Source organism: Mycobacterium sp. 1465703.0 (assembly GCF_001672975.1).
Lineage (GTDB): Bacteria > Actinomycetota > Actinomycetes > Mycobacteriales > Mycobacteriaceae > Mycobacterium.
Map to the genome: position 1 here is coordinate 19,945 of NZ_LZKU01000102.1, position 21,763 is coordinate 41,707.

General features: G+C 67.4%; 24 protein-coding genes and 2 pseudogenes. 9 read left to right on the top strand and 17 right to left on the bottom strand.

Annotation, left to right across the window (positions count from 1 at the left end):
* The first annotated feature begins 39 nt into the window (after window positions 1–39).
* Window positions 40–1,509, top strand: coding sequence for an NAD(P)/FAD-dependent oxidoreductase (locus A5625_RS09215; RefSeq protein ID WP_066991874.1), 1,470 nt, complete (start codon window positions 40–42; stop codon window positions 1,507–1,509).
* 4 nt (window positions 1,510–1,513) lie between these two features.
* Here the strand turns inward: A5625_RS09215 and rraA are convergent, their stop codons facing one another.
* The 10 genes from rraA to A5625_RS29555 form a co-directional block, all read right to left on the bottom strand.
* Window positions 1,514–1,996: a ribonuclease E activity regulator RraA gene (gene rraA, locus A5625_RS09220; protein WP_066991876.1), complete on the bottom strand. Its 483-nt coding sequence runs from the start codon at window positions 1,994–1,996 to the stop codon at window positions 1,514–1,516.
* Window positions 1,997–2,020: 24 nt separating this feature from the next.
* On the bottom strand, window positions 2,021–2,461 hold the full coding sequence (locus A5625_RS30540; protein ID WP_066991879.1) for a nucleoid-structuring protein H-NS: 441 nt from the start codon (window positions 2,459–2,461) through the stop codon (window positions 2,021–2,023).
* A 95-nt stretch (window positions 2,462–2,556) separates the two neighbouring features.
* Window positions 2,557–3,057, bottom strand: a complete 501-nt coding sequence (locus A5625_RS09230) for a copper resistance CopC family protein (RefSeq protein WP_066991883.1) — start codon at window positions 3,055–3,057, stop codon at window positions 2,557–2,559.
* Window positions 3,054–3,713, bottom strand: coding sequence for a YcnI family protein (locus tag A5625_RS09235; RefSeq protein ID WP_066991886.1), 660 nt, complete (start codon window positions 3,711–3,713; stop codon window positions 3,054–3,056). The genes A5625_RS09230 and A5625_RS09235 overlap by 4 nt, the downstream gene beginning before the upstream one ends.
* A gap of 28 nt (window positions 3,714–3,741) precedes the next feature.
* Complete coding sequence (locus A5625_RS09240) at window positions 3,742–4,398, bottom strand: DUF6474 family protein (protein WP_066991889.1); 657 nt, start codon at window positions 4,396–4,398, stop codon at window positions 3,742–3,744.
* Between the two features lie 128 nt (window positions 4,399–4,526).
* Entirely contained in the window at window positions 4,527–4,925 is a 399-nt protein-coding gene (locus A5625_RS09245; RefSeq protein WP_066991892.1) for a secretion protein EspR, read from the bottom strand.
* Window positions 4,926–5,344: 419 nt separating this feature from the next.
* Complete coding sequence (locus tag A5625_RS09250; protein ID WP_066991895.1) at window positions 5,345–6,040, bottom strand: TMEM165/GDT1 family protein; 696 nt, start codon at window positions 6,038–6,040, stop codon at window positions 5,345–5,347.
* A 249-nt stretch (window positions 6,041–6,289) separates the two neighbouring features.
* Window positions 6,290–6,823, bottom strand: coding sequence for a peptidase (locus A5625_RS09255; protein WP_066991901.1), 534 nt, complete (start codon window positions 6,821–6,823; stop codon window positions 6,290–6,292).
* A gap of 193 nt (window positions 6,824–7,016) precedes the next feature.
* The gene (locus A5625_RS09260) at window positions 7,017–7,640 is read right to left on the bottom strand and encodes a superoxide dismutase (RefSeq protein WP_066991951.1); all 624 of its coding nucleotides are present in this window, start codon (window positions 7,638–7,640) and stop codon (window positions 7,017–7,019) included.
* A 150-nt stretch (window positions 7,641–7,790) separates the two neighbouring features.
* Window positions 7,791–7,946, bottom strand: a complete 156-nt coding sequence (locus A5625_RS29555; protein WP_197516031.1) for a hypothetical protein — start codon at window positions 7,944–7,946, stop codon at window positions 7,791–7,793.
* 480 nt (window positions 7,947–8,426) lie between these two features.
* Here A5625_RS29555 and A5625_RS09265 point away from each other — a divergent pair, with 480 nt between their 5' ends.
* Together A5625_RS09265 and A5625_RS09270 are read left to right on the top strand one after the other, a co-directional pair.
* On the top strand, window positions 8,427–9,467 hold the full coding sequence (locus A5625_RS09265) for a DUF4328 domain-containing protein (RefSeq protein ID WP_156748070.1): 1,041 nt from the start codon (window positions 8,427–8,429) through the stop codon (window positions 9,465–9,467).
* 4 nt (window positions 9,468–9,471) lie between these two features.
* Window positions 9,472–10,296 (top strand): glycerophosphodiester phosphodiesterase, encoded by an 825-nt coding sequence (locus A5625_RS09270; RefSeq protein WP_066991904.1) that lies wholly within the window; start codon window positions 9,472–9,474, stop codon window positions 10,294–10,296.
* 8 nt (window positions 10,297–10,304) lie between these two features.
* Here the strand turns inward: A5625_RS09270 and A5625_RS09275 are convergent, their stop codons facing one another.
* The gene (locus A5625_RS09275) at window positions 10,305–11,480 is read right to left on the bottom strand and encodes an LCP family protein (protein ID WP_066991956.1); all 1,176 of its coding nucleotides are present in this window, start codon (window positions 11,478–11,480) and stop codon (window positions 10,305–10,307) included.
* A 53-nt stretch (window positions 11,481–11,533) separates the two neighbouring features.
* The gene (locus A5625_RS09280; protein ID WP_066991908.1) at window positions 11,534–12,328 is read right to left on the bottom strand and encodes a DUF2470 domain-containing protein; all 795 of its coding nucleotides are present in this window, start codon (window positions 12,326–12,328) and stop codon (window positions 11,534–11,536) included.
* A 90-nt stretch (window positions 12,329–12,418) separates the two neighbouring features.
* On the opposite strand from A5625_RS09280, the gene pheA reads away from it, so the two are divergent.
* Both pheA and A5625_RS09290 read left to right on the top strand, forming a co-directional pair.
* Complete coding sequence (gene pheA, locus A5625_RS09285) at window positions 12,419–13,369, top strand: prephenate dehydratase (protein WP_066991911.1); 951 nt, start codon at window positions 12,419–12,421, stop codon at window positions 13,367–13,369.
* Window positions 13,366–14,052 carry a histidine phosphatase family protein gene (locus A5625_RS09290; protein ID WP_066991914.1) on the top strand — a complete coding sequence of 229 codons (687 nt, stop codon included), beginning with the start codon at window positions 13,366–13,368 and terminating at the stop codon, window positions 14,050–14,052. The genes pheA and A5625_RS09290 overlap by 4 nt, the downstream gene beginning before the upstream one ends.
* A gap of 8 nt (window positions 14,053–14,060) precedes the next feature.
* On the opposite strand, the gene A5625_RS09295 is transcribed toward A5625_RS09290, so the two are convergent.
* From A5625_RS09295 to A5625_RS09305, 3 genes and pseudogenes are all read right to left on the bottom strand, one after another.
* Window positions 14,061–14,252 (bottom strand): hypothetical protein, encoded by a 192-nt coding sequence (locus A5625_RS09295; protein ID WP_066991916.1) that lies wholly within the window; start codon window positions 14,250–14,252, stop codon window positions 14,061–14,063.
* 6 nt (window positions 14,253–14,258) lie between these two features.
* Window positions 14,259–14,677, bottom strand: a pseudogene (locus A5625_RS09300) (metallopeptidase family protein); the annotation flags it as partial.
* Between the two features lie 4 nt (window positions 14,678–14,681).
* The gene (locus tag A5625_RS09305) at window positions 14,682–16,085 is read right to left on the bottom strand and encodes a septum formation family protein (RefSeq protein WP_066991922.1); all 1,404 of its coding nucleotides are present in this window, start codon (window positions 16,083–16,085) and stop codon (window positions 14,682–14,684) included.
* Window positions 16,086–16,197: 112 nt separating this feature from the next.
* On the opposite strand from A5625_RS09305, the gene serS reads away from it, so the two are divergent.
* Window positions 16,198–17,457 carry a serine--tRNA ligase gene (gene serS, locus A5625_RS09310; protein ID WP_066991959.1) on the top strand — a complete coding sequence of 420 codons (1,260 nt, stop codon included), beginning with the start codon at window positions 16,198–16,200 and terminating at the stop codon, window positions 17,455–17,457.
* Here serS and A5625_RS09315 read toward each other — a convergent pair.
* A pseudogene (locus A5625_RS09315) lies at window positions 17,423–18,203 on the bottom strand (helix-turn-helix transcriptional regulator); the annotation flags it as partial. The gene serS and the pseudogene A5625_RS09315 overlap by 35 nt on opposite strands.
* A 54-nt stretch (window positions 18,204–18,257) precedes the next feature.
* Here A5625_RS09315 and A5625_RS09320 point away from each other — a divergent pair.
* Complete coding sequence (locus A5625_RS09320) at window positions 18,258–18,824, top strand: class I SAM-dependent methyltransferase (RefSeq protein WP_066991928.1); 567 nt, start codon at window positions 18,258–18,260, stop codon at window positions 18,822–18,824.
* Here the strand turns inward: A5625_RS09320 and A5625_RS09325 are convergent.
* A complete protein-coding gene (locus tag A5625_RS09325; RefSeq protein WP_066991932.1) occupies window positions 18,821–19,318 on the bottom strand; it encodes a DUF2834 domain-containing protein in 498 nt (165 codons plus the stop codon). The genes A5625_RS09320 and A5625_RS09325 overlap by 4 nt on opposite strands.
* Before the next feature lie 87 nt (window positions 19,319–19,405).
* On the opposite strand from A5625_RS09325, the gene A5625_RS09330 reads away from it, so the two are divergent.
* Window positions 19,406–20,044: a TetR/AcrR family transcriptional regulator gene (locus A5625_RS09330; protein WP_066991936.1), complete on the top strand. Its 639-nt coding sequence runs from the start codon at window positions 19,406–19,408 to the stop codon at window positions 20,042–20,044.
* Between the two features lie 59 nt (window positions 20,045–20,103).
* The gene (locus tag A5625_RS09335; RefSeq protein WP_066991939.1) at window positions 20,104–21,666 is read left to right on the top strand and encodes an NAD(P)/FAD-dependent oxidoreductase; all 1,563 of its coding nucleotides are present in this window, start codon (window positions 20,104–20,106) and stop codon (window positions 21,664–21,666) included.
* Window positions 21,667–21,763: the final 97 nt, after the last annotated feature.

Here is a 21,763-nt window from a genome sequence, read left to right on the forward strand (position 1 = left end):
GTGTTGACTGGATCAACACGGTGTTGATAGCGTTGCGTCATGACTGAGCACCTTGACGTCCTCATCGTGGGCGCCGGCATCTCCGGCGTGAGCGCGGCCTGGCACCTGCAGGAACGCTGCCCGACCAAGAGCTACGCCATCCTCGAACGCCGCGCCGACCTGGGCGGGACCTGGGACTTGTTCAAGTACCCGGGCATCCGATCGGACTCGGACATGTTCACCCTGGGCTTCCGGTTCAAGCCATGGCGCTCGGCGAAGTCGATCGCCGACGGGGCCTCCATCAAGGCCTACATCAAGGAGACCGCGGTCGAGAACAAGATCGAGCCGAAGATCCGCTACCGGCATCGGGTGGTGGCCGCCGACTGGTCCGACGCCGACAACCGCTGGACCGTGACCGTCGAGAGCGACGGCCAGCAGAGCGAGATCACCTGCTCGTTCTTGTTCGCCTGCACCGGCTACTACAACTACGACGAGGGCTACTCGCCCACTTTCCCGGGCTCCGACGACTTCGGTGGGACCATCGTCCACCCGCAGCACTGGCCGGAGGACCTCGACTACGCGGGCAAGCGGATCGTCGTCATCGGGTCCGGCGCCACCGCCATCACCCTGATTCCCGCCCTGGTGAACTCGGGCGCGGGTCACGTGACGATGCTGCAGCGCTCGCCGACGTACATCGGGTCGCTGCCCGGGGTCGATCCCTTCGCCGAGAAGGCCAACCGGCTGCTACCCGAACGCCTCGCCCACATGGCGAACCGCTGGAAAGCCATCGCGTTCAGCACTTTCCAATACCAGTTGTCCCGCAAGGCCCCGGGGTACATGCGCAAGACGTTGATGACGATGGCGCAGCGGCGCCTGCCGCAGGGCTACGACGTCGAGAAGCACTTCGGCCCGCGCTACAACGTCTGGGACGAGCGGTTGTGCCTGGCTCCCGACGGCGACTTCTTCCGGACCATCCGGCACGGCAAGGCCGACGTGGTGACCGACACCATCGACCGGTTCACCAAGACCGGCATCAAGCTCACCTCGGGTGAGGAATTGCCCGCCGACATCATCATCACCGCAACGGGATTGAACATGCAGTTGCTGGGTGGGGTGAAACCGACCCGCAACGGCGAGGACATCGACCTGACCTCGCTGATGACCTACAAGGGGCTGATGTTCTCCGGTGTGCCGAACTTCGCGATCACCTTCGGCTACACCAACGCCTCCTGGACGCTGAAGGCCGACCTGGTCTCCGAATTCGTCTGCCGGTTGCTGAACTACATGGACGCCAACGGTTTTGACTTCGTGGAGCCGCAGCATCCCGGCAACGACGTGGACGAGCTGCCGTTCATGGACTTCACTCCCGGCTACTTCCGGCGCTCGATGCACCTGCTGCCCAAGTCGGGGTCGCGGGCGCCGTGGCGGCTCAAGCAGAACTACTTCTTCGACATGCGCACCATCCGGCGCGGCAAGGTCGACGACGAAGGCTTGAGGTTCGCGAAAAAGCCTGCCCCGGTAGCGGTTTAGCGGATCAGTCCGCAGCGACGACGACGATCCCGTCGTCGTCGCTGTAGGCGACCTCGCCCGGCACGAAGGTCACCCCGCCCAGGGTGACCTCGACGTCGCGCTCGCCGGCACCGGTCTTGGTGCTCTTGCGGGGATTGGTGCCCAACGCCTTGATGCCGATGTCCATGCTCCGCAGGGCTGCGGCATCGCGCACTGCGCCGTTGATGATGAGCCCGGCCCAGCCGTTGGAGCGGGCCAACTCGGCGATGACGTCGCCGACCAGCGCGGTGTGCAGCGAGCCGTCACCGTCGATGACCAATACCCGGCCGTCACCCGGCTCCGAGAGCACCGATTTCAGCAGCGCATTGTCCTGAAAGCAACGCACGGTGCTGATCTGCCCGGCGAATTCGGCGCGGCCGCCGAGCTGGCGGAACTGCACGTCGCAGCTGCGTACGTCCGGACCGATGCTGTCTACCAGGTCGGCCGTCGGCCGGAATGACACCGTCACGTCTGACACGTTAAACGGATGCGCTCAGCGCCGCCGCAGCTGGCGGATGAGCAGGATGGCCAGCAGGCTGACGGCCAGGGCAACGATCAGCGGCAGCGGGGATTGACCCACCGCGTGGGAGGCAATCTGCGGAGAGACCGGGTTGTTGGCCGCCTCCACTGTGGACTTGGCCTGTGCGGCAGCATCTTTGGCGGCAGCGGTGAGGTCGCCGTTGCTTTCGGCGCGCTGTTGCACATCGACCGGTTGCTCGGGTGGCTTCGGGGGAGTGGGGCCGGCGTTCTCCGGCGGCACCTTCTTGGCGGGTGCTTTTTTGGCAGGCGCTTTTTTGGCGGGTGCCTTTTTCGCAGGTGCCTTCTTGGCCGGCGCTTTTGCGACCTTTTTCGCCGCCTTGGCGGGCGGTTTCTTCTCCGGTGGAGTACCGGCGCCGTCGGGTGCGCTGTTGGTCGGATCCTGCGGTTCTGCCATGCGGCCGCTCCTTGAGCTTCCTTCGTCGTCGTTTTGCCTATCCCACCGGGATCTCGATCCCATCATGCCAGGGCGCGTCGCGGCACCTCGGGGTCTTACCGCCTGCCCCGCACCGCCCACCAAGCACCGCCGGCGACGAGCGCCGCCGCGACCGCGACGAACGGCCAGATCGGGACCGCGCCGCCGCCGGTCGGGCCGGCCGCGGGGGGCCCGGGTGTGCCGGTGCCGGGCACCGTGAGCCGAAACGACCAGGTCCCGGACACCACGTGGCCGTCGGCCGATGTCACCCGGTAGTTCACCGTGTACGTCCCGGCCGGTCCGAGCGCACGCAGGCCGATGCCCACCATCGCGCCCTGCACAGTGGGCTCTCCGGTGGACCACACGTTGCCGTCGGGCCCGACCACCGTCATGGCGGCGAACGTGGTTTGCAACTGCTCATTGAAGGTGGCGCTGACTCGCTGCGGGCCGGCGGCCAGCGTCGCGTCGGCGGCCGGATCGGTGGAGACCCGGGTGGCGTGCGCCGATGCGGCGGGAGCGGTCAGCGCGGCGATCACCAACATGACGCCGACGCATGCGCCGATCGCCAGGCGCTTCATGCCCGTCGGCGGATCAGTGCGATCGCGATGCCCAGTGCGGCGACCACCAGGGCGGCGCCCCCCAACAGCCGCGCGGCGTTGTCGGCTGCCGCGGCCCGCGGCGGTGCCTGGTCCGGCGACCCGTGGTGTTGGTGCGGGGCCGGTGTGGTGCCGAGGCTGAGCATGGGCACCGGGTGTTCGGGCTCGCTTCCGTCGGGCAGCGGCGGCTGATCCCACTTGACGACGGTCCCGTCGGAATAGGTCTGCGCGGCGGGGAAGCTGACCGTGTCGGTGTCGGGCAACTTCACCGACAACCGGAAAAGGGCGAATTGATCAGGCGCGATCCCGCCGTTGGGGGCGGCCGTCCAGGTCACCGAGCGCACTGTGCCGGCCGCCGTGTCACGGTCGATCTTGGCGGTCCAACCCGGCAGGCTTTCGGTGCGCGCCGATGCGACGTTGGGCAGCGTGATGCTCAGCGCCGTGGTGAGCGCCCCGGTGTTCGATTCGTTGGGCACCTGGAACGTGACGATTGCCATGCCGCCGCGTACCGCGTTGTCGCTGCTGGCGTGCACGTGGGCCGATGCGGTCGGGGTCTGGACCCCCGATCCGAGATAGCAGGCGGCGGCCGCGGTGATCGCGATCAGAATGCGCGATATCCACTTGCTCTGAACTGACATGCCGAGGCGCTGTTTTCGGTAGTGGTGGTCAGCTCAGCCCGAGGCGGGCCATCAGGTCCGCCTCGATGCCGTCGAGTTGCGTCGAGATCGCGGAGTGCGCGGCGCGGCGTCGTGCGGCCGGCATGTTCTCCGCGGCGGTGACCGCCGCCGACAGGTCGGTGAGCCGTTCAGCGATTGCAGAGGTGAACTGCTTGGTCTCGGCGTCCTTGGGCTTCTTGTCCTGCACCATCCGCAGCGACTTCTCCGCCCCTGCGATGCGCGCCGACAGCTGGGCGCCGTGCCCGGAGAACTGGCCGATCTGTGCCAGTGGAATGCCCAGCTGGTCCGCGCGACGCTGATCGATCAGCGCGCGCGCCGAGACGGCCGCCCGGTAGATCACCGGGGTGAGGATCGGGGCGAGTAGCCGAGACACCGTCAGCACCCGGCGGATCCGTGTCGGTGAGAAAATCTTGCCCTCCCGCGCCGCTTTGAGTTTGGCCTCAGCGACTTTCAGTGCATTGCGGTCGCTGTCGCGCTGGGCCTTGAGCTGCGCGCGCAGCGCCTTGCTCTCCGCACGTTGAGCGGATTTGACCCGGCGAACCTCGTTTTTCGCGGCCAGCTTGGCCTCGAGCTTCGCGCGGGCTTTGATCGCGCGGGCTTCAGCGCGACGCGTCGCGCGGGTCTTTCGCTTGCGGAACAGGCCCATTCCCGGCCGCCTCCCGGTTATCTCGTGGACTATCGCTCTCGCGTTGCGCGATCCGCTCAGCCAACCCTAATCGGAATGGGCGGGGTGCAGCCCACCAGGGCAGACCAGACAGCCGGCGGGTGTGGACGTCAGGCGTCTAGGTGCTCGGTGCGGCGGAGTTCGTTGACCCGCTCCATGACCTCACGCTGTGCCTCGGGGGACAGCTCGGCCGCGCGCACCGCGATGCGGCGCACGTTGTCGTCGCGCGTCGTGGCCAGCCACGACAATTCCTTGTCGAGCTTCTCGTAGTACTCGTCGTCGGTGAAGTACGCCGACTTGATCCGAAAGAAGTTGGCCAGCGCGGCCATGGTCGCGGTCGACGGGTTGGTCCGGTTACCGGAACGCAACTGCGAAAGGTAGGGAGCCGACATCGTTATGCCCTCCGCCTTGAGCGCCGCGATCACTTCCGCGGAGGTGTGTGGCCCGCGTCCCGGGGGATACACCGTGTCGAACAGGCGGTTCAGGCGAGCAGCGAACGTCGTGCTCATTTATATGACCTCCACTTGGCTGTAGAAGTGAACTATTACCTAGGTGTATTTGCTGATCATGGTAGCGAGGCTTGGTGACCGTAACTAGGTGCAAACCCCAGGGGAATCCCGACTCGCATAGCTGACGCCTGCCAAATCCCCACTTGACGAGCGTCTAACTGATTCGCTGAAGTGTCCACTAAATCCTTGGAACTCACAGGTTATCCGCAGAATCGAAGGTCCGTTCCGGGGTGGCGGGCGACCCGTCCGTTGACGTGCTCGATAATATGCTAGAACGTGTTGTGCAACCGCACCGCAACGGGCCGGCGATCCTGGATGATCTAGCACGCCCTTTGCTGCCGTGCGCAAAAAAGTCGTGCAGACCGCGACGCTGCCCGGCGGCGGGCTGCCGCCACAGCGGTGGTTGAGGGGTCGTTAACTTAGCCGGGTGGTGGTGGATGGGCGCCGACGGCGGCCGAGTTTTTGCGGCGTCGCACGGTCTGTGCCACCGCCGCTACGCCGGCGGCCACCACCACGGCCACGGTCGTGGCGACGGCCATCCAGCGCCAGCCCAAGGCGCTGTCGAACAACATCCACAGCCCGAATGTGGCGAACAGCAGGCCGGCCGCGATGTGCAGCAACTTTTCCGGGAGGCGCTGATGCAGCAGCCTGCCCACCGCGATCGCCAAGCCGTCGGCCAGCACCATGCCCAACGTCGAACCGATCCACACGCCGATCCAGTCGTGATGGCTGGCCAGCGTCACCGTCGCAAGGGCGGTCTTGTCGCTCATCTCCGCCAGCGCGAACGACGACACCACGGTGAGGAAGGCGAATCGCGGTTCGCGCGCCGCCGACACCGTCTCGTCAGTGCCGGCGCCCTCGCGCCAGGCCCATACCGCGAACGCGAGGAAGGCGATGGCCGACACGAAGGCCAGCGGTCGTGCCGGTAGCGCGGCACCCAGGAAGTGGCCGATCGTCACCGCAGCCCCGTGCACCGTGAACGCGGCGAGTGCCACCCCGCTCAGCACTACCCACCACCGGTAGCGCAGCGCGTAGGTCATGGTGATCAGCTGGGACCTGTCGCCGAGTTCGGCGACGAAAACCACTCCGAGAGTCAACAGCGTGGCGGCGAGCATGTCGGGCGACCTTTCGACGCGTCGTCGACGACGGCGGAAGTCGTCGAACTCCGGTCGAAGGTCTCGCCCACCGGCGCACCGGTTCGCCGGCCGGGCTGTGCGCCAGTATGTCGACTCGACGATTGGGGGCTACTCCCCTTCGCTAACGGTCTCAGGCTAATAGGCCCATTCGGTGATCGCCAGCGGGGTAGTGGAGTTCGGTCAACCGCATTTCTCGATTCGGGTCCCGAACTGTTTTCCGGCTTTTCGTTATGCGGCGAGCAGCATCGCCAATATTGCCGTATCGGGGTGGCTGATCGGGTCAACGCCCACCCGGCTCACCATTGAGGTGATGGTGCCGTCGGCTTCCGCCTCCACCCAAGCCGCCCGATGCTCGAGCCCGAGATAGGGCAATCCGGGCAGCAATACGCAACCTGAGGCAGCCCCGGTGCATTCGGGCAGTGACGGCGTGGTTTCCGAAGGCGGGTGCAACATGAGTAATGCGGGGGGTTGATGCTCTGCGAAATAGCCTGGCTGGATTGCTGATTCGCCGAAAACCGTGCCCTCGGCCAGCACCAGGCCAACCGTGCCCGGCTCGGGTTCGTCCGGCAATTCTTCCCGGGCCCCAAAGACTGTTGTGGTGGACAGCAATCCGGGCAATGACGCAATTCTGACCGCGACCATGAGCAGCTGGGCCCATTCTTTGGTCGAATCGGGCCAGCGTCCAGAGATCACGAATCCTTTCAGGGCACCACGGGAATGGAACGGGGAAACCCCGATAGGCCTATCCGACCCAGTCTCCATTTCGACCTCCGCGCGACGCCTCCGCTTGGAATAACCACACTGGTAGCCCGAATAATCAAGCATGCCTGCGGTTTATGCGCCGTGCAACACGACACGGTTGGCGGCGTAGATGTTGCGGCCCAGTTGATTCAGGTCAGACAAACGACGGGGGCGCCGCGCAACCGCGCGACGCCCCCGCCGATCGAGAGAAAAATCAGCCGAAAATCAGGCCCTGGGTTTTCGAGGTCGCGGCCGCGTACCGCTTCTGCACGTCGGCCCAGTTGACGACGTTCCAGAATGCCTTGACGTAGTCCGCCTTGACGTTCTTGTACTGCAGGTAGAACGCGTGCTCCCACATGTCGACCTGCAGCAGCGGGATGATGCCGAGCGGAACGTTGGCCTGCTGGTCATAGAGCTGGAAGGTCAGCAGTCTGCTACCGAGAGTGTCATAGCCCAGTACCGCCCAGCCCGACCCCTGCAGGCCATTGGCGGCGGCGCTGAACTGCGCGCGGAATCGGTCGAAGGAGCCGAACGCGTCGTCGATCGCCGCGGCCAGGTCGCCCGTCGGCTTGTCGCCGCCGTCCGGCGACAGGTTCTTCCACCAGATCGAGTGGTTGACGTGGCCGCCCAGGTGGAAGGCGAGGTTCTTTTCGTTCAGGAAGATCGCAGCGTGGTCTTCGTTGGCACGGGCCTCTTCGAGCTTGGACAGAGCGTCGTTCACGCCTTTGACGTACGTGGCGTGGTGCTTGGTGTGGTGGATCTCGTTGATCTGCCCCGAAATGTGCGGTTCCAACGCTGCATAGTCCCAGTCCAGGTCGGGCAGGGTGTATTCAGCCACGGCATTCCTTTCTTCGATTATCGTCTTGACGCTCAATCAGCCAGGGCCTCCTCACGGCGGCCAGTCGATATCAACCCTGCTCCATGACCGCGCGCACCGCAAGAACGACCCTTGTGAGCCGGAACGCTGGATACCCGCTCGGCGGCAGATTCAAGACAAGACGATGACCGCGAGCACTGCCAACAACACCAGGGCGATCAACCCGGCGCGCAGCGCTGCGACGCTATAGCTGTGATTCCACGCCGGAGAACCGCAATACGGCTTCGACGGGCCCGGTGAGCCCGGACCGAACGAATGCGTGGCCATCAATCGCCTTTCACCCCCCGGTCACCTCGCATCAGTGAGGTGAGTCACAAACACATTTTCGCGAACGCGATCATAACCCTTTGCAGCGAGGTTGAGAAATAGCGCGTTGAGCTGCTGGTTGGCGACGACGGATGGCGCGGAACTCCGCCTCGGCCACAACTTCGGTTGCCGGCCGGGATGCGCTGCGGTGGGGTGCTTAGAAGGACGATCCATTTCGCTCAGCAACCAGCGGTGGGCTGTCTATGACACGCCTACAGCCCCGGAGTGTTATCCACAGTTACACCACGGTTTGCCGCCAGAGGCTGTAGCGATGGTTTTAATACCCCCTAGCTATGTGTGGATAAACCTGTGGAAACTGTGGATAGTCTTCGGCCGCCCGCACGGTTGCCGAGCCCGGGGCAGCGGCCATCGACGACGCGGCTGCCGGGGCCCCCGGCCCGCGTTCCTCGGCCCGCGCCGGCACGGCGTTAGTCTGGTCCGGTGATCCAGGTGTGCTCCCAGTGCGGCACCCGCTGGAACGTGCGCGATCGACAGCGCGAATGGTGCCCTCGCTGCCGCGGGGCACTGATGGCGCCCTCGCCCGACGCCCCGTCGGCCGACCCCCGATGGAGCGCGCCCGGCGCCCCGCCGGCCCGCCCCGCCGCGGCCCCGGCGTGGCACCGCACGCCGCGACTGCCGCCCGGCTACCGCTGGATAGCGGTGCGGCCCGGTGCCGCGCCGCCGACACGACATGGCCGCCGACCCCTCGGGCCCACGCCGCGCTACACCGTCATCCCGCGGTGGGGTTTGGCCGACCGCGTCGAGCAGGCACCCGCGCTGGCCGAAGCGCCCGCGCCAACGGGGCCGTCGGCCCAGGCCGTCCGCACCACGTCCTTTGTCAGCGTGCTGGTGCTCAGCATCGCCGCCCTGGTCTACGTGGTCCGCTACGTGCTGTTGGTGATCAACCGGAACACCTTGCTCAACTCGTGGGTTGCCTTCGCGGCCGAATGGCTCGGCGTGCTCGCCAGCGTGGGCGCGGGTGCGGCGCTGATCGCCTCCGGCGTGCTGCTGATCCGCTGGATGATCGCGCGCCGCGCCGCCGTATTCGCCCATCACGGGCTGCCCGAGCCACGTTCCGCGCGTGCGCTGTGGGCCGGCTGTGTTGTGCCGCTGGCCAATCTGCTGTGGGCTCCGGTGTATGTGATCGAGCTGGCGCTCCTCGAAGAGCACTACGCCCGGCTGCGCGATCCCATCCTGCGGTGGTGGGCCGCGTGGGTGTGCAGCTACGCCGTGTCCATCGCCGCTATCGCGACGAGTTTTGCCACCGACGCTCAGGGCATCGCCAACAACACCGTCCTGATGGTCTTCGGGTATCTGTTCGCGGCGGCCACCTTGGCCTCCGCCACCCGTGTCTTCGAGGGCTTCCAGCGCAAACCGGTGGCACGACCCGTGCATCGCTGGGTCGCGGTTCCGGATGACCGGCCCGCCGCGCCGGCGTCTGCCGACCCGGTTGAGTTGGACGGGCAGGAACCGGCAGCATAGGGATATGACGTGGGCCGACGAGGTGCTCGCCGGGCACCCCTATGTCGTCGCCCACCGCGGCGCCTCGGCCTCGCGGCCCGAACACACGCTGGCCGCATACGATCTCGCGCTCAAAGAGGGCGCCGACGGCGTCGAATGCGACGTGCGGCTGACCCGCGACGGTCACCTGGTCTGCGTGCACGACCGCCGGCTGGACCGGACGTCAACCGGAGCGGGCCTGGTCAGCACCATGACGCTCGCCGAGCTGCGCGAACTCGAGTACGGCGCGTGGCATGGCAGCTGGCGAGAAGACGGCGCGCACGGCGATACGAGCTTGCTGACCCTGGACGCGCTGGTGTCACTGGTGCTGGATTGGCATCGACCCGTGAAGCTGTTCATCGAAACCAAGCACCCGGTCCGCTACGGCTCGTTGGTGGAAACCAAGCTGCTCGCGTCGCTGCACCGGTTCGGCATCGCGGCGCCCGCCTCGGCGGACCGGTCGCGTGCGGTGGTGATGTCGTTTTCGGCGTCGGCGGTCTGGCGGATCCGGCGTGCGGCGCCGCTGCTGCCCACCGTGCTGCTGGGCAAGACCGCGCGCTACCTGACCAGCGGTGCGCCCACCGCCATCGGTGCCACCGCCGTCGGGCCTTCGCTGTCGACGCTGAAGGAATATCCCCGGCTCGCGGACCGCGCCATCGCCCAGGGCAGGGCCGTCTACTGCTGGAACGTGGACGACTACCAAGACATCGACTTCTGCCGCGACGTCGGCGTGGCCTGGCTCGCCACCCACCACCCGGGTCGCACCAAGGCTTGGCTGCAGGGCAACCGCGCGGGTGACGGCAGCGGTTAGGCCGACGGCTATTGCTGTTCGTTGGACGTGGCGGGAACTACCGGCGCGTCGGAAGCCAACGACTCGAACAACCGGGCGGCCTCGTTGTGGTTCCACACCACCACCGATCCGGCGCCGCCGCTGGTGAACTCGCCGATCGGCACGGTCATGGTCGTTGTCGATCCGTGCAGCGCCAAGCCGAGCCGGGCCAGATCCCAGGCGTGGTCATCCCGGTCGACGGTCAGGGCGTCGGCGGCCGCGCGGGGCACCGAATACCACCGCCATGGATTGAGCCACACCGCGGGAGTGGCGGCTCGATGCAGTAGGGCTGCCACGAACTGCCGCTGATTCGCCATTCGGTCTAAGTCGGCGCGCGGAGTGTCGCGTGATCTGACGTAGCCGAGCGCGTTGCGGCCGTTGAGCGTCTGACAGCCGGCCGGCAGATCGACGCCGGCCAACGGGTCATCGAAGGCCGCCTTCGGACAGACCGTGACCCCGCCGAGCGCGTCCACCAACGCTGCGAACCCGCCGAACCCGATTTCGGCGTAATGATCGAGGCGCAACCCGGTGGTCTGCTCGACCGTCCGCGCCAGCAGCGGTGCGCCGCCCATCGCGAACGCGGCGTTGATCTTGTCCTTGCCATGCCCCGGGATCGGCACATAGGAGTCGCGCGGTATCGACACCATGGTGGTCTGCGTGTGTGAGCCGATGCCGGGGATGTGGACCAGCAGGATCGTGTCGGTACGGCCGTTACCGATGTCGCCGCCGGTGGCCAGATCCTGTTGTTGCTCGGCACTGAGGCCCTGGCGGCTGTCGGATCCGACGATCAGCCAGTTGGTGCCCCGACCGGATGCGGGCCGATCGGGGTAGTCCGCGAGCACCTGCTCGCGGTGCAGCTTGTTGTCGAACCAGACCGCCCCGGCGATGATCCCCGCGCCGATCAGCAGCACGCCCACCAACAGGATCGACACCGCCGTTCGGAGCCGGCGGCGTTTGCGGCGCCTGCGGGATGGGCTGGGCGCCGGGGGTGGCGGCGGTGGTACCCGCGGCGCCGGCGGTTGTCGGTGCAGCGGCTGGGTTTGGGCGCTCGGCGAAGGCGGCGGGACGCCCTGGCGGCGAATCACCTGCGGCGGCTCGGGGCGCGCTGGCTCGGGCGGGCTCCACCGTGGAGGCCGCCGGCGCTGCGGTGAGCGGTCGCCGTTCACCTGGTTAACGTACGTGCCCGGCGCCCGGCCGCGGTGGTACGCCGCGAGATCGGTCAGCCGCGCGCCCGCAACCCGTTGATGAACGGGCATCCCATCAGCACCCGAATGGCCTGGCTCAGGCCGGTCATGTCGTCCACCGGTTTGTGGAACGGCAGCCGGACATCGTGATCCCGGTCGTCGCCCTCGACGCGGAACCGGACACCATAACGGTCCAGACCAAGGGGCCGCACATGCCCGCGCCGCAGCGGCGCCGGCAGCCTGGACACCAGTCGCGCCAGGACGTCCCCGTGGGCGCTGTCCAAGTGCCACAGCAGGCTGGATTCCAGCGCGCAGAACGGGTCGGGCCGGGCGTCCAGCAGATCGTCCACACTGACCGGTTCCGCGCCGGTGGCGTCGGTGACGACCACCGAGGCGATCTCGAGCCGCAACAGCGTGTACCGCGGCTCGTCCGCAGCGGTGGGGGCACGCCGCGGGGTGTCGACGCTCAGCAAGGCCGGGTTCGGGCACTCGGTGGCGATCAGGTCGAGTGTCTTGACGATCTCGGCGGGGTGCACCTCTTGAAGACGACCGCGCACCCACACCAGCGAACGGACCGGTTCGCGCAGCGGCAGCGGCGCGTAGTCGGTCAACTCCAGCAGCGCCGGGGATCCCGAGATGGGGCGCTCGAGGTCGCGCTCCCGCTCGACCGGCAGTGCCAGCGCGAAAGACCCGTCGTCCATCAGGTGATGCACCGGAGTGGGGACCGGGTCGTCATGCTCGATGGCCAGCAGCGCGCCGCCGGCACGGACGCAAGCGCTGCGAATCCGCTCGGCGGTGGTCGGGGCGGGGCAAGTCAGCGGTAACACCATTCTCATCCTTCTGCTTAGGTAAGCCTAAGTTAACTTAGAAGGGTTGGCGTCGCAAGGGTCTTCTGGCCTGCACGCCGCTAGGGTTGGGACGTGGCCAGCATCGCTTACCTCGGTCCAGAGGGGACCTTCACGGAGGCGGCGTTGCGACAAATCGCCGCCGCCGGTCTGGTCCCCGGACATGGCCCGGACGCAGTTCAACCTTCGCCCGTCGAAAGCACCTCCGCGGCGCTCGACGCCGTCCGCGATGGCACCGCCGACTACGCGTGCGTCCCGATCGAGAACTCGATCGACGGCTCGGTGACCCGCACCCTGGACAGCCTGGCCATCGGCTCACCGCTGCAGGTGTTCGCCGAAACCACTCTGGACGTCGCGTTCAGCATCGTCGTCAAACCCGGACGCAGCGCCGCGGACGTGCGGACGCTGGCGGCCTTCGGTGTGGCGGCCGCCCAGGTGCGCCAGTGGGTGGCCGCCAACCTGGCCGACGCCGACCTGCGACCGGCGTATTCCAATGCCGATGCCGCCCAACAGGTGGCCGAGGGGCGCGTCGACGCCGCGGTGACCTCGCCGCTGGCCGCCACCCATTGGGGCCTGGCCACCCTGGCCGACGGTGTGGTCGACGAACCCAACGCCCGCACCCGCTTCCTCCTGGTGGGGCAGCCTGGTCCGCCGCCCGCCCGCACCGGAGCCGACCGGACCTCGGTGGTGCTGGGCATCGACAACGCGCCGGGTGCGTTGCTTTCCGCGCTCGCCGAATTCGGGGTCCGGGGCATTGATCTGACCCGCATCGAATCTCGGCCCACCAGAACCGGACTCGGTACCTATCGGTTCTTCGCCGATTGTGTGGGCCATATCGACGACGATCTCGTCGCCGAGGCACTCAAAGCGCTGCACCGTCGTTGTGCTGATGTGCGATACCTGGGGTCCTGGCCGACCGGCTCACCCGCCGGGGCGTTGCCGCCGTCCGCTGACGGCGCGGCGCGCTGGCTGACACGGCTGCGCGATGGGAACCCCGACGACTCCGCCGGGGGGTCGCAGCGATGAGCGGCCGGTTGATCCTGATGCGGCATGGCCAGTCGTTCGGCAACGTCGAGCGCCGACTCGACACGCGCCCGCCTGGGGCGGAGCTGACACCGCTGGGTCGCGACCAGGCCCGGGCGTTTGCCCGCGGGTCAGGGCGACCCGCGATGCTCGCGCACTCGGTGGCCACCCGGGCGTCGCAGACCGCCGCGGTGATCGGCGGCCAGCTCGAGATGCCGCCCATCGAGGTGTCCGGCATCCATGAGGTCCAGGTTGGCCGGCTGGAAAACCGCAACGATGACGACGCGGTCGCCGAGTTCAACGCGATCTACCAGCGCTGGCACCACGGCGAGCTCGACGTCCCGCTTCCCGGTGGAGAAACCGGAAACGAGGTGCTGGACCGCTACGTCCCGGTGCTCACCGAACTGCGGCTGCGCTACCTCGACGACCATGACTTCCACGGCGACATCGTGATCGTCAGCCATGGCGCGGCGATCCGGCTGGCCGCCGCGGTGCTGGCCGGGGTGGAGGCGGATTTCGCGCTGGACAATCACCTAGAGAACGCCCAGTCGGTGGCATTGACGCCGATCACCGACGGTCGGTGGAGCTGCGTGCGGTGGGGAACGCTGACGCCGCCGTTTTACCCGGAGGAGGAGGCGACCCCGGTCGCAGACGCGGTGCGGTCAAGCACCGACCCGATGGGCTGACGTCTGGATCAGACGGCCAGCGCAACCACTTCGGTGCATGCGCAGCCGACGGCGTCGCAGTCGATGACGAAGGCGTGCGGCAACAACTCCGGGCTGAAGCAATCCGGCTCCGTGCATTCCGACCGGTGCAGCGCGTGGCGAATGATGGTGCCGTGACAGTGATCTAAGCCTGCCCGGCAGTCGCGGCAGTCAGTGCTCATAAGTGTGTTCATAGCACCCGTCGCGGACAAATCCGGGATGCCGCGCCCATGCATCGGCGGCCTTGCGAAGTCGCTCAGGCCCAACCCAGCTCGTGCAACCGGTCGTCATCGATGCCGAAGTGGTGGGCGATTTCGTGGATCACCGTGATTGCGACTTCCTCGACGACCTGGTCGTCGGATTCGCACGCGTCCAGCAGCGCCTCGCGATAAATGGTGATGGTGTCGGGCAGCGCCCCGGCGTAGTCGGAGTCGCGTTCGGTCAGCGCCACCCCCTGGTACAGCCCGAGCAGTTCGGCTTCCTCGGGATGGCGGTCTTCGACAAGAACGACGACGTTGTCCATGGCCGCCGCCAGCTTGGGCGGGATCAGATCGAGGGCGTCGGAGACCAGTTCGTCGAAGCGCTGTGGGTCCATCCGCACGGCCACCCGGCTAGCCTCCCGGCGGCGGTTCGGCGGGCGGCGCCTCCGGTGCGGGGTTTGCGGGTGCGGGGTTCGCGGGTGGTGGCGGCGGCGGAGGTGCCGGCGCCTCGGGCGCCGGATTGGCCGGCGGGGCGCCGTTATCCGCCGGCGGCGGTGCCTGCTGCTGCGGCGCCTGTTGAGCGGGCGCCTGCTGCTGGCCCGGCTGGCCGGGCAGGTGCTGGTTGTTCGGCGGAATCTCCGGCGTGGAGCCGGGCTGGGTGCCGGACTGACTGCTGGACGGCGGCTGCGGAGGGGCCTGCAGGGGAATCGGCGGCATGGTGAGCCGCTCTTCGGGAATGTCGGGCGGCGGCACCGGTGGCTGACCGTTGATCAGCAACTGGCCGCGGGCGCTGTTCAGCAGGGTGGCCCAACCGCCGTTGCCCAGCGTGGCGCCGATGCTGCAGGCCACCTCGCGGCTGCCCGCCGTCCAACTCGCCAACGGCACCGTCGGGTAGATCAGCGTCAAGGTGGTGGTGCGCAGCTTGACCGGCGCCAGAAAGGCGTCGGTCATCTTGGTGCACGAGTCCTTGATGAAGCCGTCCTGATCGGGCTCGGCGGGCAGGGCGCCGGGGAACTTTTCGGCCAGGTTGACGGTGCCGGTGACCTCCATCGCGTGCGGCGCCGCGCAGTCGACCGGCGCATCGGTCGGCTGGTTGGTCGCCGAGTCGATGCCCAGACAGGTGCCGGCCGGCCACACCTTGGACTGGTCGACGTCGGCGACCTTGCCCTTGAACGGCTGCTGTTGGTTGTTCATGCCGGGCAGTTGCAGGCCGCACAGCATGCGGCGATCGCCGGACTGGCGCCAGGCCCGGTCGCCGGGCCACAGCAGGCTGACGGTGAACTTGCTGTTCGGATCGAACTTGGGGCCGAGGTAGTTGCGGACGGCGGCCTCGCACTGCTCCTGGGTGATCTGCTGAATGCGCGCGGGCGTCGGGGGAGCGGCGTTGGGCCCGTACTCGGAGCCCGGGAAGGTCCGCATGTCAATGGATTCGGCGACCTCGAACTTGTGCTCGTCGGCGCAGTTGACGATCTTCGATGACTCCGGGGTGGTGTCCGGCCACATCAGGCATTCCCCGGTGGCGGCTCGGTTGAAGGCGGCCTCGCTCTTGGTCCCGGTGCTGCGCACCGGGCTGCTGTCCAGGAACCGTCCCGCTCCCGGGCCGCCGACCGGGATCGCGGTGACCAGACCGGCGATCAACAGGCCGCCGAGCGCGGTCAGCAGCAGCGCGCGCCGGGTCGCCCGGGCCTGCAGGCTGCGCGGCCACAGGAAGGCGGACGGCTGTTGTGCGGACAACTCATCGGTTGAGGCGACGGGCGTCTCGACCCCCCGGCCTTCCGACAGTTCCTTCTCGGGCGCTTGCGACATCCGCTCCATTCTGACAGCAGCACCTGAGGCGCGTTACAAAAGTTACTGATGTGAGTCCTGCGACTGTTCGAGGTGGATGCGCCGCCAGCCGGCCGGAACCGGTGAAAGTAGTCTCAGGGCCGTGATCGACCTGAAGCTGCTCCGGGAAGACCCCGACGCTGTGCGCCGCTCCCAACTCAGTCGTGGCGAGGACCCGTCGCTGGTCGACACCTTGCTGGCCGCCGACGCCGCGCGCCGGGCCGCGATTTCGTCGGCCGACGGGCTGCGGGCCGAGCAGAAGGCCGCCAGCAAGAGCGTGGGGGCGGCGTCCCCCGACGAGCGTCCGGCCAAGCTGGCGCGTGCCAAGGAGCTGGCCGAGCAGGTGAAGGCCGCCGAAACCGCCCAGGCCGACGCGGAGGCGGCGTTCACCGCGGCGCACATGGCGATCTCCAACGTCATCATCGACGGCGTTCCCGCCGGCGGGGAGGACGACTTCGCCGTCCTCGACATGATTGGCGAGCCCGCGGCGATCGACAATCCGAAGGACCACCTGGAGCTCGGTGAATCGCTCGGACTGATCGACATGCAGCGCGGCGCCAAGGTATCCGGGTCGCGGTTCTACTTCTTGACCGGCAAGGGCGCGCTGCTCCAGCTGGGCCTGTTGCAGCTGGCGCTGCGGCTGGCCGTGGACAACGGCTTCATCCCGATGATCCCGCCGGTGCTGGTGCGGCCGGAGGTGATGGCCGGCACCGGGTTCCTGGGCGCGCACGCCGACGAGGTGTACCGGGTCGAGGCCGACGACCTTTACCTGGTGGGCACCTCGGAGGTGCCGTTGGCCGGTTACCACTCCGACGAGATTCTGGACCTGTCCGACGGGCCGCTGCGCTACGCCGGCTGGTCGTCGTGCTTCCGCCGCGAGGCAGGCAGCTACGGCAAGGACACCCGCGGCATCATCCGGGTGCATCAGTTCGACAAGGTCGAGGGATTCGTCTACTGCACACCCGCCGACGCCGAGGCCGAACACCAACGGCTGCTGGCTTGGCAGCGCGAAATGCTGGCCCGCATCGAGGTGCCGTATCGGGTGATCGACGTGGCCGCGGGTGATCTCGGCTCGTCGGCCGCCCGCAAATTCGATTGCGAGGGTTGGGTTCCCACGCAGGGTGCCTACCGTGAGCTGACGTCCACGTCGAACTGCACCACGTTCCAGGCCCGCCGGCTGGCCACCCGGTATCGCGACGAAGCGGGCAAACCGCAGACCGCGGCCACGCTTAACGGCACGCTGGGCACCACGCGGTGGCTGGTGGCGATCCTGGAGAACCATCAGCAGCCCGACGGCAGTGTGCGGGTGCCCGCGGCGCTGGTGCCGTTCGTCGGTGCCGAAGTGCTCGCGCCCGTCGGCTAGAACGCTCTGGCGGACAGCCGGCCGGGGGTGTGCCCGAAGGCCCGCCGGTAGGTGTCGATGAAGGCACTTGGTGTGGCCCAACCGCATTCGGATGCCACCGACGTGACGTCGCGACGTTCGGCGAGCAGCACGAGCGCCTGTTGCAGCCGCACCTGGGTGCGCCATTGCGGGAACGTCATGGCCAGCTCATCGTGGAACAGCCGGCTCAGCGTGCGCGGGGCGACGCCGACTCGGTTCCCGATCTGCTGCAGCGTCAACGGCTCGCGCAAGTTGTCGGTGATCAACGCGCACGCGTTGCGCAACCGGCCATCGACGGCGGTGGGAATCCACAGTGGCTCCACCACGCTGGTTGCTTGCAGTTGATCATGCAGGACGGCCAGCATCCGGTGATGCTCGTCGGTGTCGGTGCCGTCGGTTTGCGAACACGCGATGATCAGTTCGCGCATCAAGGGATTGACCGCCAGCACCGCGGGCTCCGCGGGGACGTGGCGATAGCGGCCCGGGTCGAGGGCCACGCCGTGAAACTGCGTGGTGCCGTGGAATTTGTGTTCGTGCCAGCAGCCCGCCGGTATCCAAATGGCGCGATTGGCGGGAGTGATCCAGGTGCCCGCGGGGGTGGTCACCGAAACCGCACCCGAAGACGGATAGACGATCTGGTGCAGCGGATGCTGGTGCCGTTCGATGCGCGCTCCGGCCGGCAGCGCCTGCGACGATGTCACCCGCGCGTGGTGGCTGATTATCGACATAAGTCGGCAGAATATCGGAAGCCCGCAGAACGGGTGCGGCCTAGGGTTTCCGGTATGGCGATGAACCTCCTGCACCGGCGGCGGTGCAGCTCGGCATCATGGGAGAAGGCGGTGGCCGATCAGCTGCTGCCCTGGGCGTTGCAAGGCGTCGAATTAGGCTCGCGCACTTTAGAAATCGGCCCCGGGTACGGGGCGACACTGCGCGCGCTGCTCGATCGGACGACCTCGCTCACCGCGGTGGAAGTGGACGGCGCGATGGCCGATCGCCTGCGCCGCCGCTACGGCGAGCGGGCGCGCATCCTGCACGCCAACGGCACCGAAACGGGACTGCCCGCCGACCATTTCACGTCGGTGGTGTGCTTCACGATGCTGCACCACGTCCCCAGCGCCGGACTGCAGGACCGGCTTTTCACCGAGGCGTTCCGGGTGCTGCAACCGGGAGGAGTGTTCGCCGGCAGCGACGGCGTTCCGTCCTTGGGCTTCCGTCTGATCCACCTTGCCGATACCTACAACCCGATAGCGCCGGCCGATCTGCCAGGTCGGCTGCGCGCCGCGGGCTTCACCGACATCCACACCGAGGTCAAGGCCGGTCGGCAGAAATGGCGGGCGAGCAAGATCTAGGCGGCGACTTTCGGTGCCGCCGCGGCAGCGTCGCGTTCGTGGCGGCGCTGCCGTTCCATCGTCGCGAAGTAGAACGCGAAGGCGAACGCGAAGCTGGTGAACAGGCTGGAGACGAAGTACAGCCACGGGTGACGCAGACCGCGACGATAGCCGTCGACGATGGTAAAGAGCGGCAACAGAACAACGTTCGCGATCGTGTAGTCCTGGCTGGCCGAGCTGGCGGCGGGGTTGGTGAACATCAGCTTGATGTACTCGAGCCAGCTACCGTGTTCACCCCACACCGGATTGGTGGATCCGTGCGCGTATTGCTGCACGTAGGTGATGTTGAAGTACCAGCCGAGGGCGACCGAGGCGATGCCGACCACGTAGTACACGACTTCCATCGGCGAGAACAACGGCCCGGCGGCCGGCCGGGCGAAAACTCCTCTGTTGGCCAGCACGATCCAGCTGATGACCGCCAGTCCGAGTACCGCGTGCGTGAGTAGCGAGACCATGGCCGCAGTCTCACCCCCGCCACAAAGTTTTGTCAATATTGACACAACAACGGAGATGGCGAGCCGGAGTCTTGGTACCTTACTGCCATGGTCAGGCCCGCTCAGACGGCACGCAGCGAGCGAACTCGTGAAGCGCTACGGCAGGCTGCCCTGGTGCGATTCCTCGCCCAGGGTGTGGAAGACACGTCGGCCGAGCAGATCGCCGCCGATGCCGGGGTGTCGCTGCGAACGTTCTACCGCCACTTCAGCTCCAAACACGATCTGCTGTTTGCGGATTACACCGGGCTGCACTGGTTTCGCTCCGCCCTGGACGCGAGGCCGGCGGAAGAACCGATCATCGATTCGGTGCAGGCGGCCATCTTCTCGTTCCCGTATGACGTTGACGCCGTGACCAAGATCGCCGCACTGCGGCAGGACGAACTCGACCCCGGTCGCATCGTCCGGCACATCCGGGAGGTGCAGGCCGATTTCGCCGAGGCGATCGCCGCGCAGGTGCAACGGCGCAGCCGTGCGGCCAACGGCGCCGCGGATCCGACGGCGGACCAACGTGTGCACAGCGCGGTGACCGCCAGATGCATTGCCGCCGCGGTGTTCGGCGCGATGGAGGTCTGGATGGTGGGCGACGAACGGTCGCTGGGCGAACTCGCACGCCTGTGCCATGCGGCGCTGGAATCGCTGCGGGCGGGCATCACCGACTCGTGGATCACCGCAACCGCGCGGTCGTAAAGTTTCGTCATAATTGACAAAACTTTCCGACCATGCGAGCCTCCTTCCGGAGGCAGGACATGACTGGTTATGACGCGATAGTTGTCGGTGCGGGGCATAACGGGCTGACCGCGGCGGTGCTGCTGCAGAAGGCGGGACTGCGCACGGTGTGCCTGGATCCCAAGCTCTACGCGGGCGGCATGGCGTCCACCGTCGAGCTTTTCGACGGATACCAGTTCGAGATCGCCGGCTCGGTGCAGTTCCCGACGTCCCAGGTGGTGGTCGACGAACTGGGCCTGGACACCCTGCCGACGATCGATCTGGACGTGATGTCGGTGGCAGTGCGCGGCGTCGGTGACGATCCGCTGGTTCAGTACAGCGACCCCGTCAAGCTGTTCACCCATCTCAACGAGGTGCACGGGGCCGATGCCGTCAACGGCATGGCGGGTCTGATGGCGTGGAGCCAAGCCCCCACCCGCGCACTGGGCCGCTTCGAAGCCGGAACGCCACCCAAGAGCCTCGACGAGATGTATGCCTGTGCCACAAACGAATTCGAGCGCTCGGCGATCGACGACATGCTGTTCGGATCGGTCACCGACGTGTTGGACCGTTACCTGCCGGACAGGGAGAAGCACGGGGCGCTGCGCGGCTCGATGACGGTGCTGGCCGTCAACACCCTCTACCGGGGTCCGTCCACCCCGGGCAGCGCCGCCGCACTCGCCTTCGGACTCGGCGTTCCGGACGGGGACACCATGCAGATGAAGAAACTGCGCGGTGGCATCGGCGCGCTCACCGCGCATCTGTGCGACGTGCTGGAAAGCCACGGCGGCGAGGTTCGATTGCGTACCAAGGTGACCGAGATTCTGGTCGCCGACGGGCGGGTGACCGGCGTACGCACTGAGGCGGGCGAGACGTTGACCGCCCCGATCGTGGTCTCCGGCATCGCGCCGGATGTCACGGTCAACGACCTGATCGATGCTGCCGCACTGCCCGCCGATATCCGGGAACGCTATGCCCGCATCGATCATCGCGGCAGCTACCTGCAGATGCACTTCGCGCTCGACGAGGCCCCGGTCTTCGCCGCGCCCTACCAGGCTCTCAATGAGCCGGCCATGCAAGCTTCGATCGGACTGTTCTGCACACCGGAAGAAGTCCAGCAGCAGTGGGAGGACGCGCGGCGCGGAATGGTCCCGGCCGACCCCACGGTGGTATTGCAGATCCCGTCGCAAAACGATCCGGACCTGGCGCCGGAGGGCAAGCACGCCGCGTCGGCGTTCGCGCTGTTCTTCCCGATCGAGGGCGACGTGGATTACGGGCAGGCCAAGGTGGAAATGGGACAGCGGGTGATCGACAAGATCACCAGGCTCGCACCGAATTTCGAACGCAGCATCATCCGGCACACCACCTTCACGCCCAAGCACATGGGCGTCATGTTCGGCGCCCCCGGCGGCGACTACTGCCACGGATTGTTGAACGCCAATCAGATCGGGCCCAACCGGCCCGGCCCGCGGGGATTCCTCGGCCAGCCGCTCCCGATCGAAGGGCTGTACCTGGGCAGTGCGGGCTGCCACGGCGGGCCGGGGATCACCTTCATTCCCGGTTACAACGCGGCGCGGCAAGCCCTCGCCGACCGCACGGCCTAGTCATTCGGCCCGGGGCGGCGCCGACAGGCGGCGGCGCCGAATGCGGGCTAGGCTACCCAAGGACCTCAGCACCGACCCTGGGGATTGACGGGTCAGC

Excerpts from the sequence above, each read along its gene's own strand:
- A5625_RS09305 (WP_066991922.1), bottom strand. The coding sequence starts at position 16,085 with ATGGAGCGGATGTCGCAAGCGCCCGAGAAGGAACTGTCGGAAGGCCGG.
- A5625_RS09270 (WP_066991904.1), top strand. The coding sequence starts at position 9,472 with ATGACGTGGGCCGACGAGGTGCTCGCCGGGCACCCCTATGTCGTCGCC.
- A5625_RS09245 (WP_066991892.1), bottom strand. The coding sequence starts at position 4,925 with ATGAGCACGACGTTCGCTGCTCGCCTGAACCGCCTGTTCGACACGGTG.
- A5625_RS29555 (WP_197516031.1), bottom strand. The coding sequence starts at position 7,946 with ATGGCCACGCATTCGTTCGGTCCGGGCTCACCGGGCCCGTCGAAGCCG.
- A5625_RS09290 (WP_066991914.1), top strand. The coding sequence starts at position 13,366 with ATGAGCGGCCGGTTGATCCTGATGCGGCATGGCCAGTCGTTCGGCAAC.
- A5625_RS09330 (WP_066991936.1), top strand. The coding sequence starts at position 19,406 with ATGGTCAGGCCCGCTCAGACGGCACGCAGCGAGCGAACTCGTGAAGCG.
- A5625_RS09250 (WP_066991895.1), bottom strand. The coding sequence starts at position 6,040 with ATGCTCGCCGCCACGCTGTTGACTCTCGGAGTGGTTTTCGTCGCCGAA.
- A5625_RS09235 (WP_066991886.1), bottom strand. The coding sequence starts at position 3,713 with ATGTCAGTTCAGAGCAAGTGGATATCGCGCATTCTGATCGCGATCACC.
- A5625_RS09215 (WP_066991874.1), top strand. The coding sequence starts at position 40 with ATGACTGAGCACCTTGACGTCCTCATCGTGGGCGCCGGCATCTCCGGC.
- A5625_RS09240 (WP_066991889.1), bottom strand. The coding sequence starts at position 4,398 with ATGGGCCTGTTCCGCAAGCGAAAGACCCGCGCGACGCGTCGCGCTGAA.
- A5625_RS09335 (WP_066991939.1), top strand. The coding sequence starts at position 20,104 with ATGACTGGTTATGACGCGATAGTTGTCGGTGCGGGGCATAACGGGCTG.
- A5625_RS09255 (WP_066991901.1), bottom strand. The coding sequence starts at position 6,823 with ATGGAGACTGGGTCGGATAGGCCTATCGGGGTTTCCCCGTTCCATTCC.
- A5625_RS09320 (WP_066991928.1), top strand. The coding sequence starts at position 18,258 with ATGGCGATGAACCTCCTGCACCGGCGGCGGTGCAGCTCGGCATCATGG.
- A5625_RS09280 (WP_066991908.1), bottom strand. The coding sequence starts at position 12,328 with ATGGTGTTACCGCTGACTTGCCCCGCCCCGACCACCGCCGAGCGGATT.
- A5625_RS09230 (WP_066991883.1), bottom strand. The coding sequence starts at position 3,057 with ATGAAGCGCCTGGCGATCGGCGCATGCGTCGGCGTCATGTTGGTGATC.
- A5625_RS30540 (WP_066991879.1), bottom strand. The coding sequence starts at position 2,461 with ATGGCAGAACCGCAGGATCCGACCAACAGCGCACCCGACGGCGCCGGT.
- A5625_RS09295 (WP_066991916.1), bottom strand. The coding sequence starts at position 14,252 with ATGAGCACTGACTGCCGCGACTGCCGGGCAGGCTTAGATCACTGTCAC.
- A5625_RS09325 (WP_066991932.1), bottom strand. The coding sequence starts at position 19,318 with ATGGTCTCGCTACTCACGCACGCGGTACTCGGACTGGCGGTCATCAGC.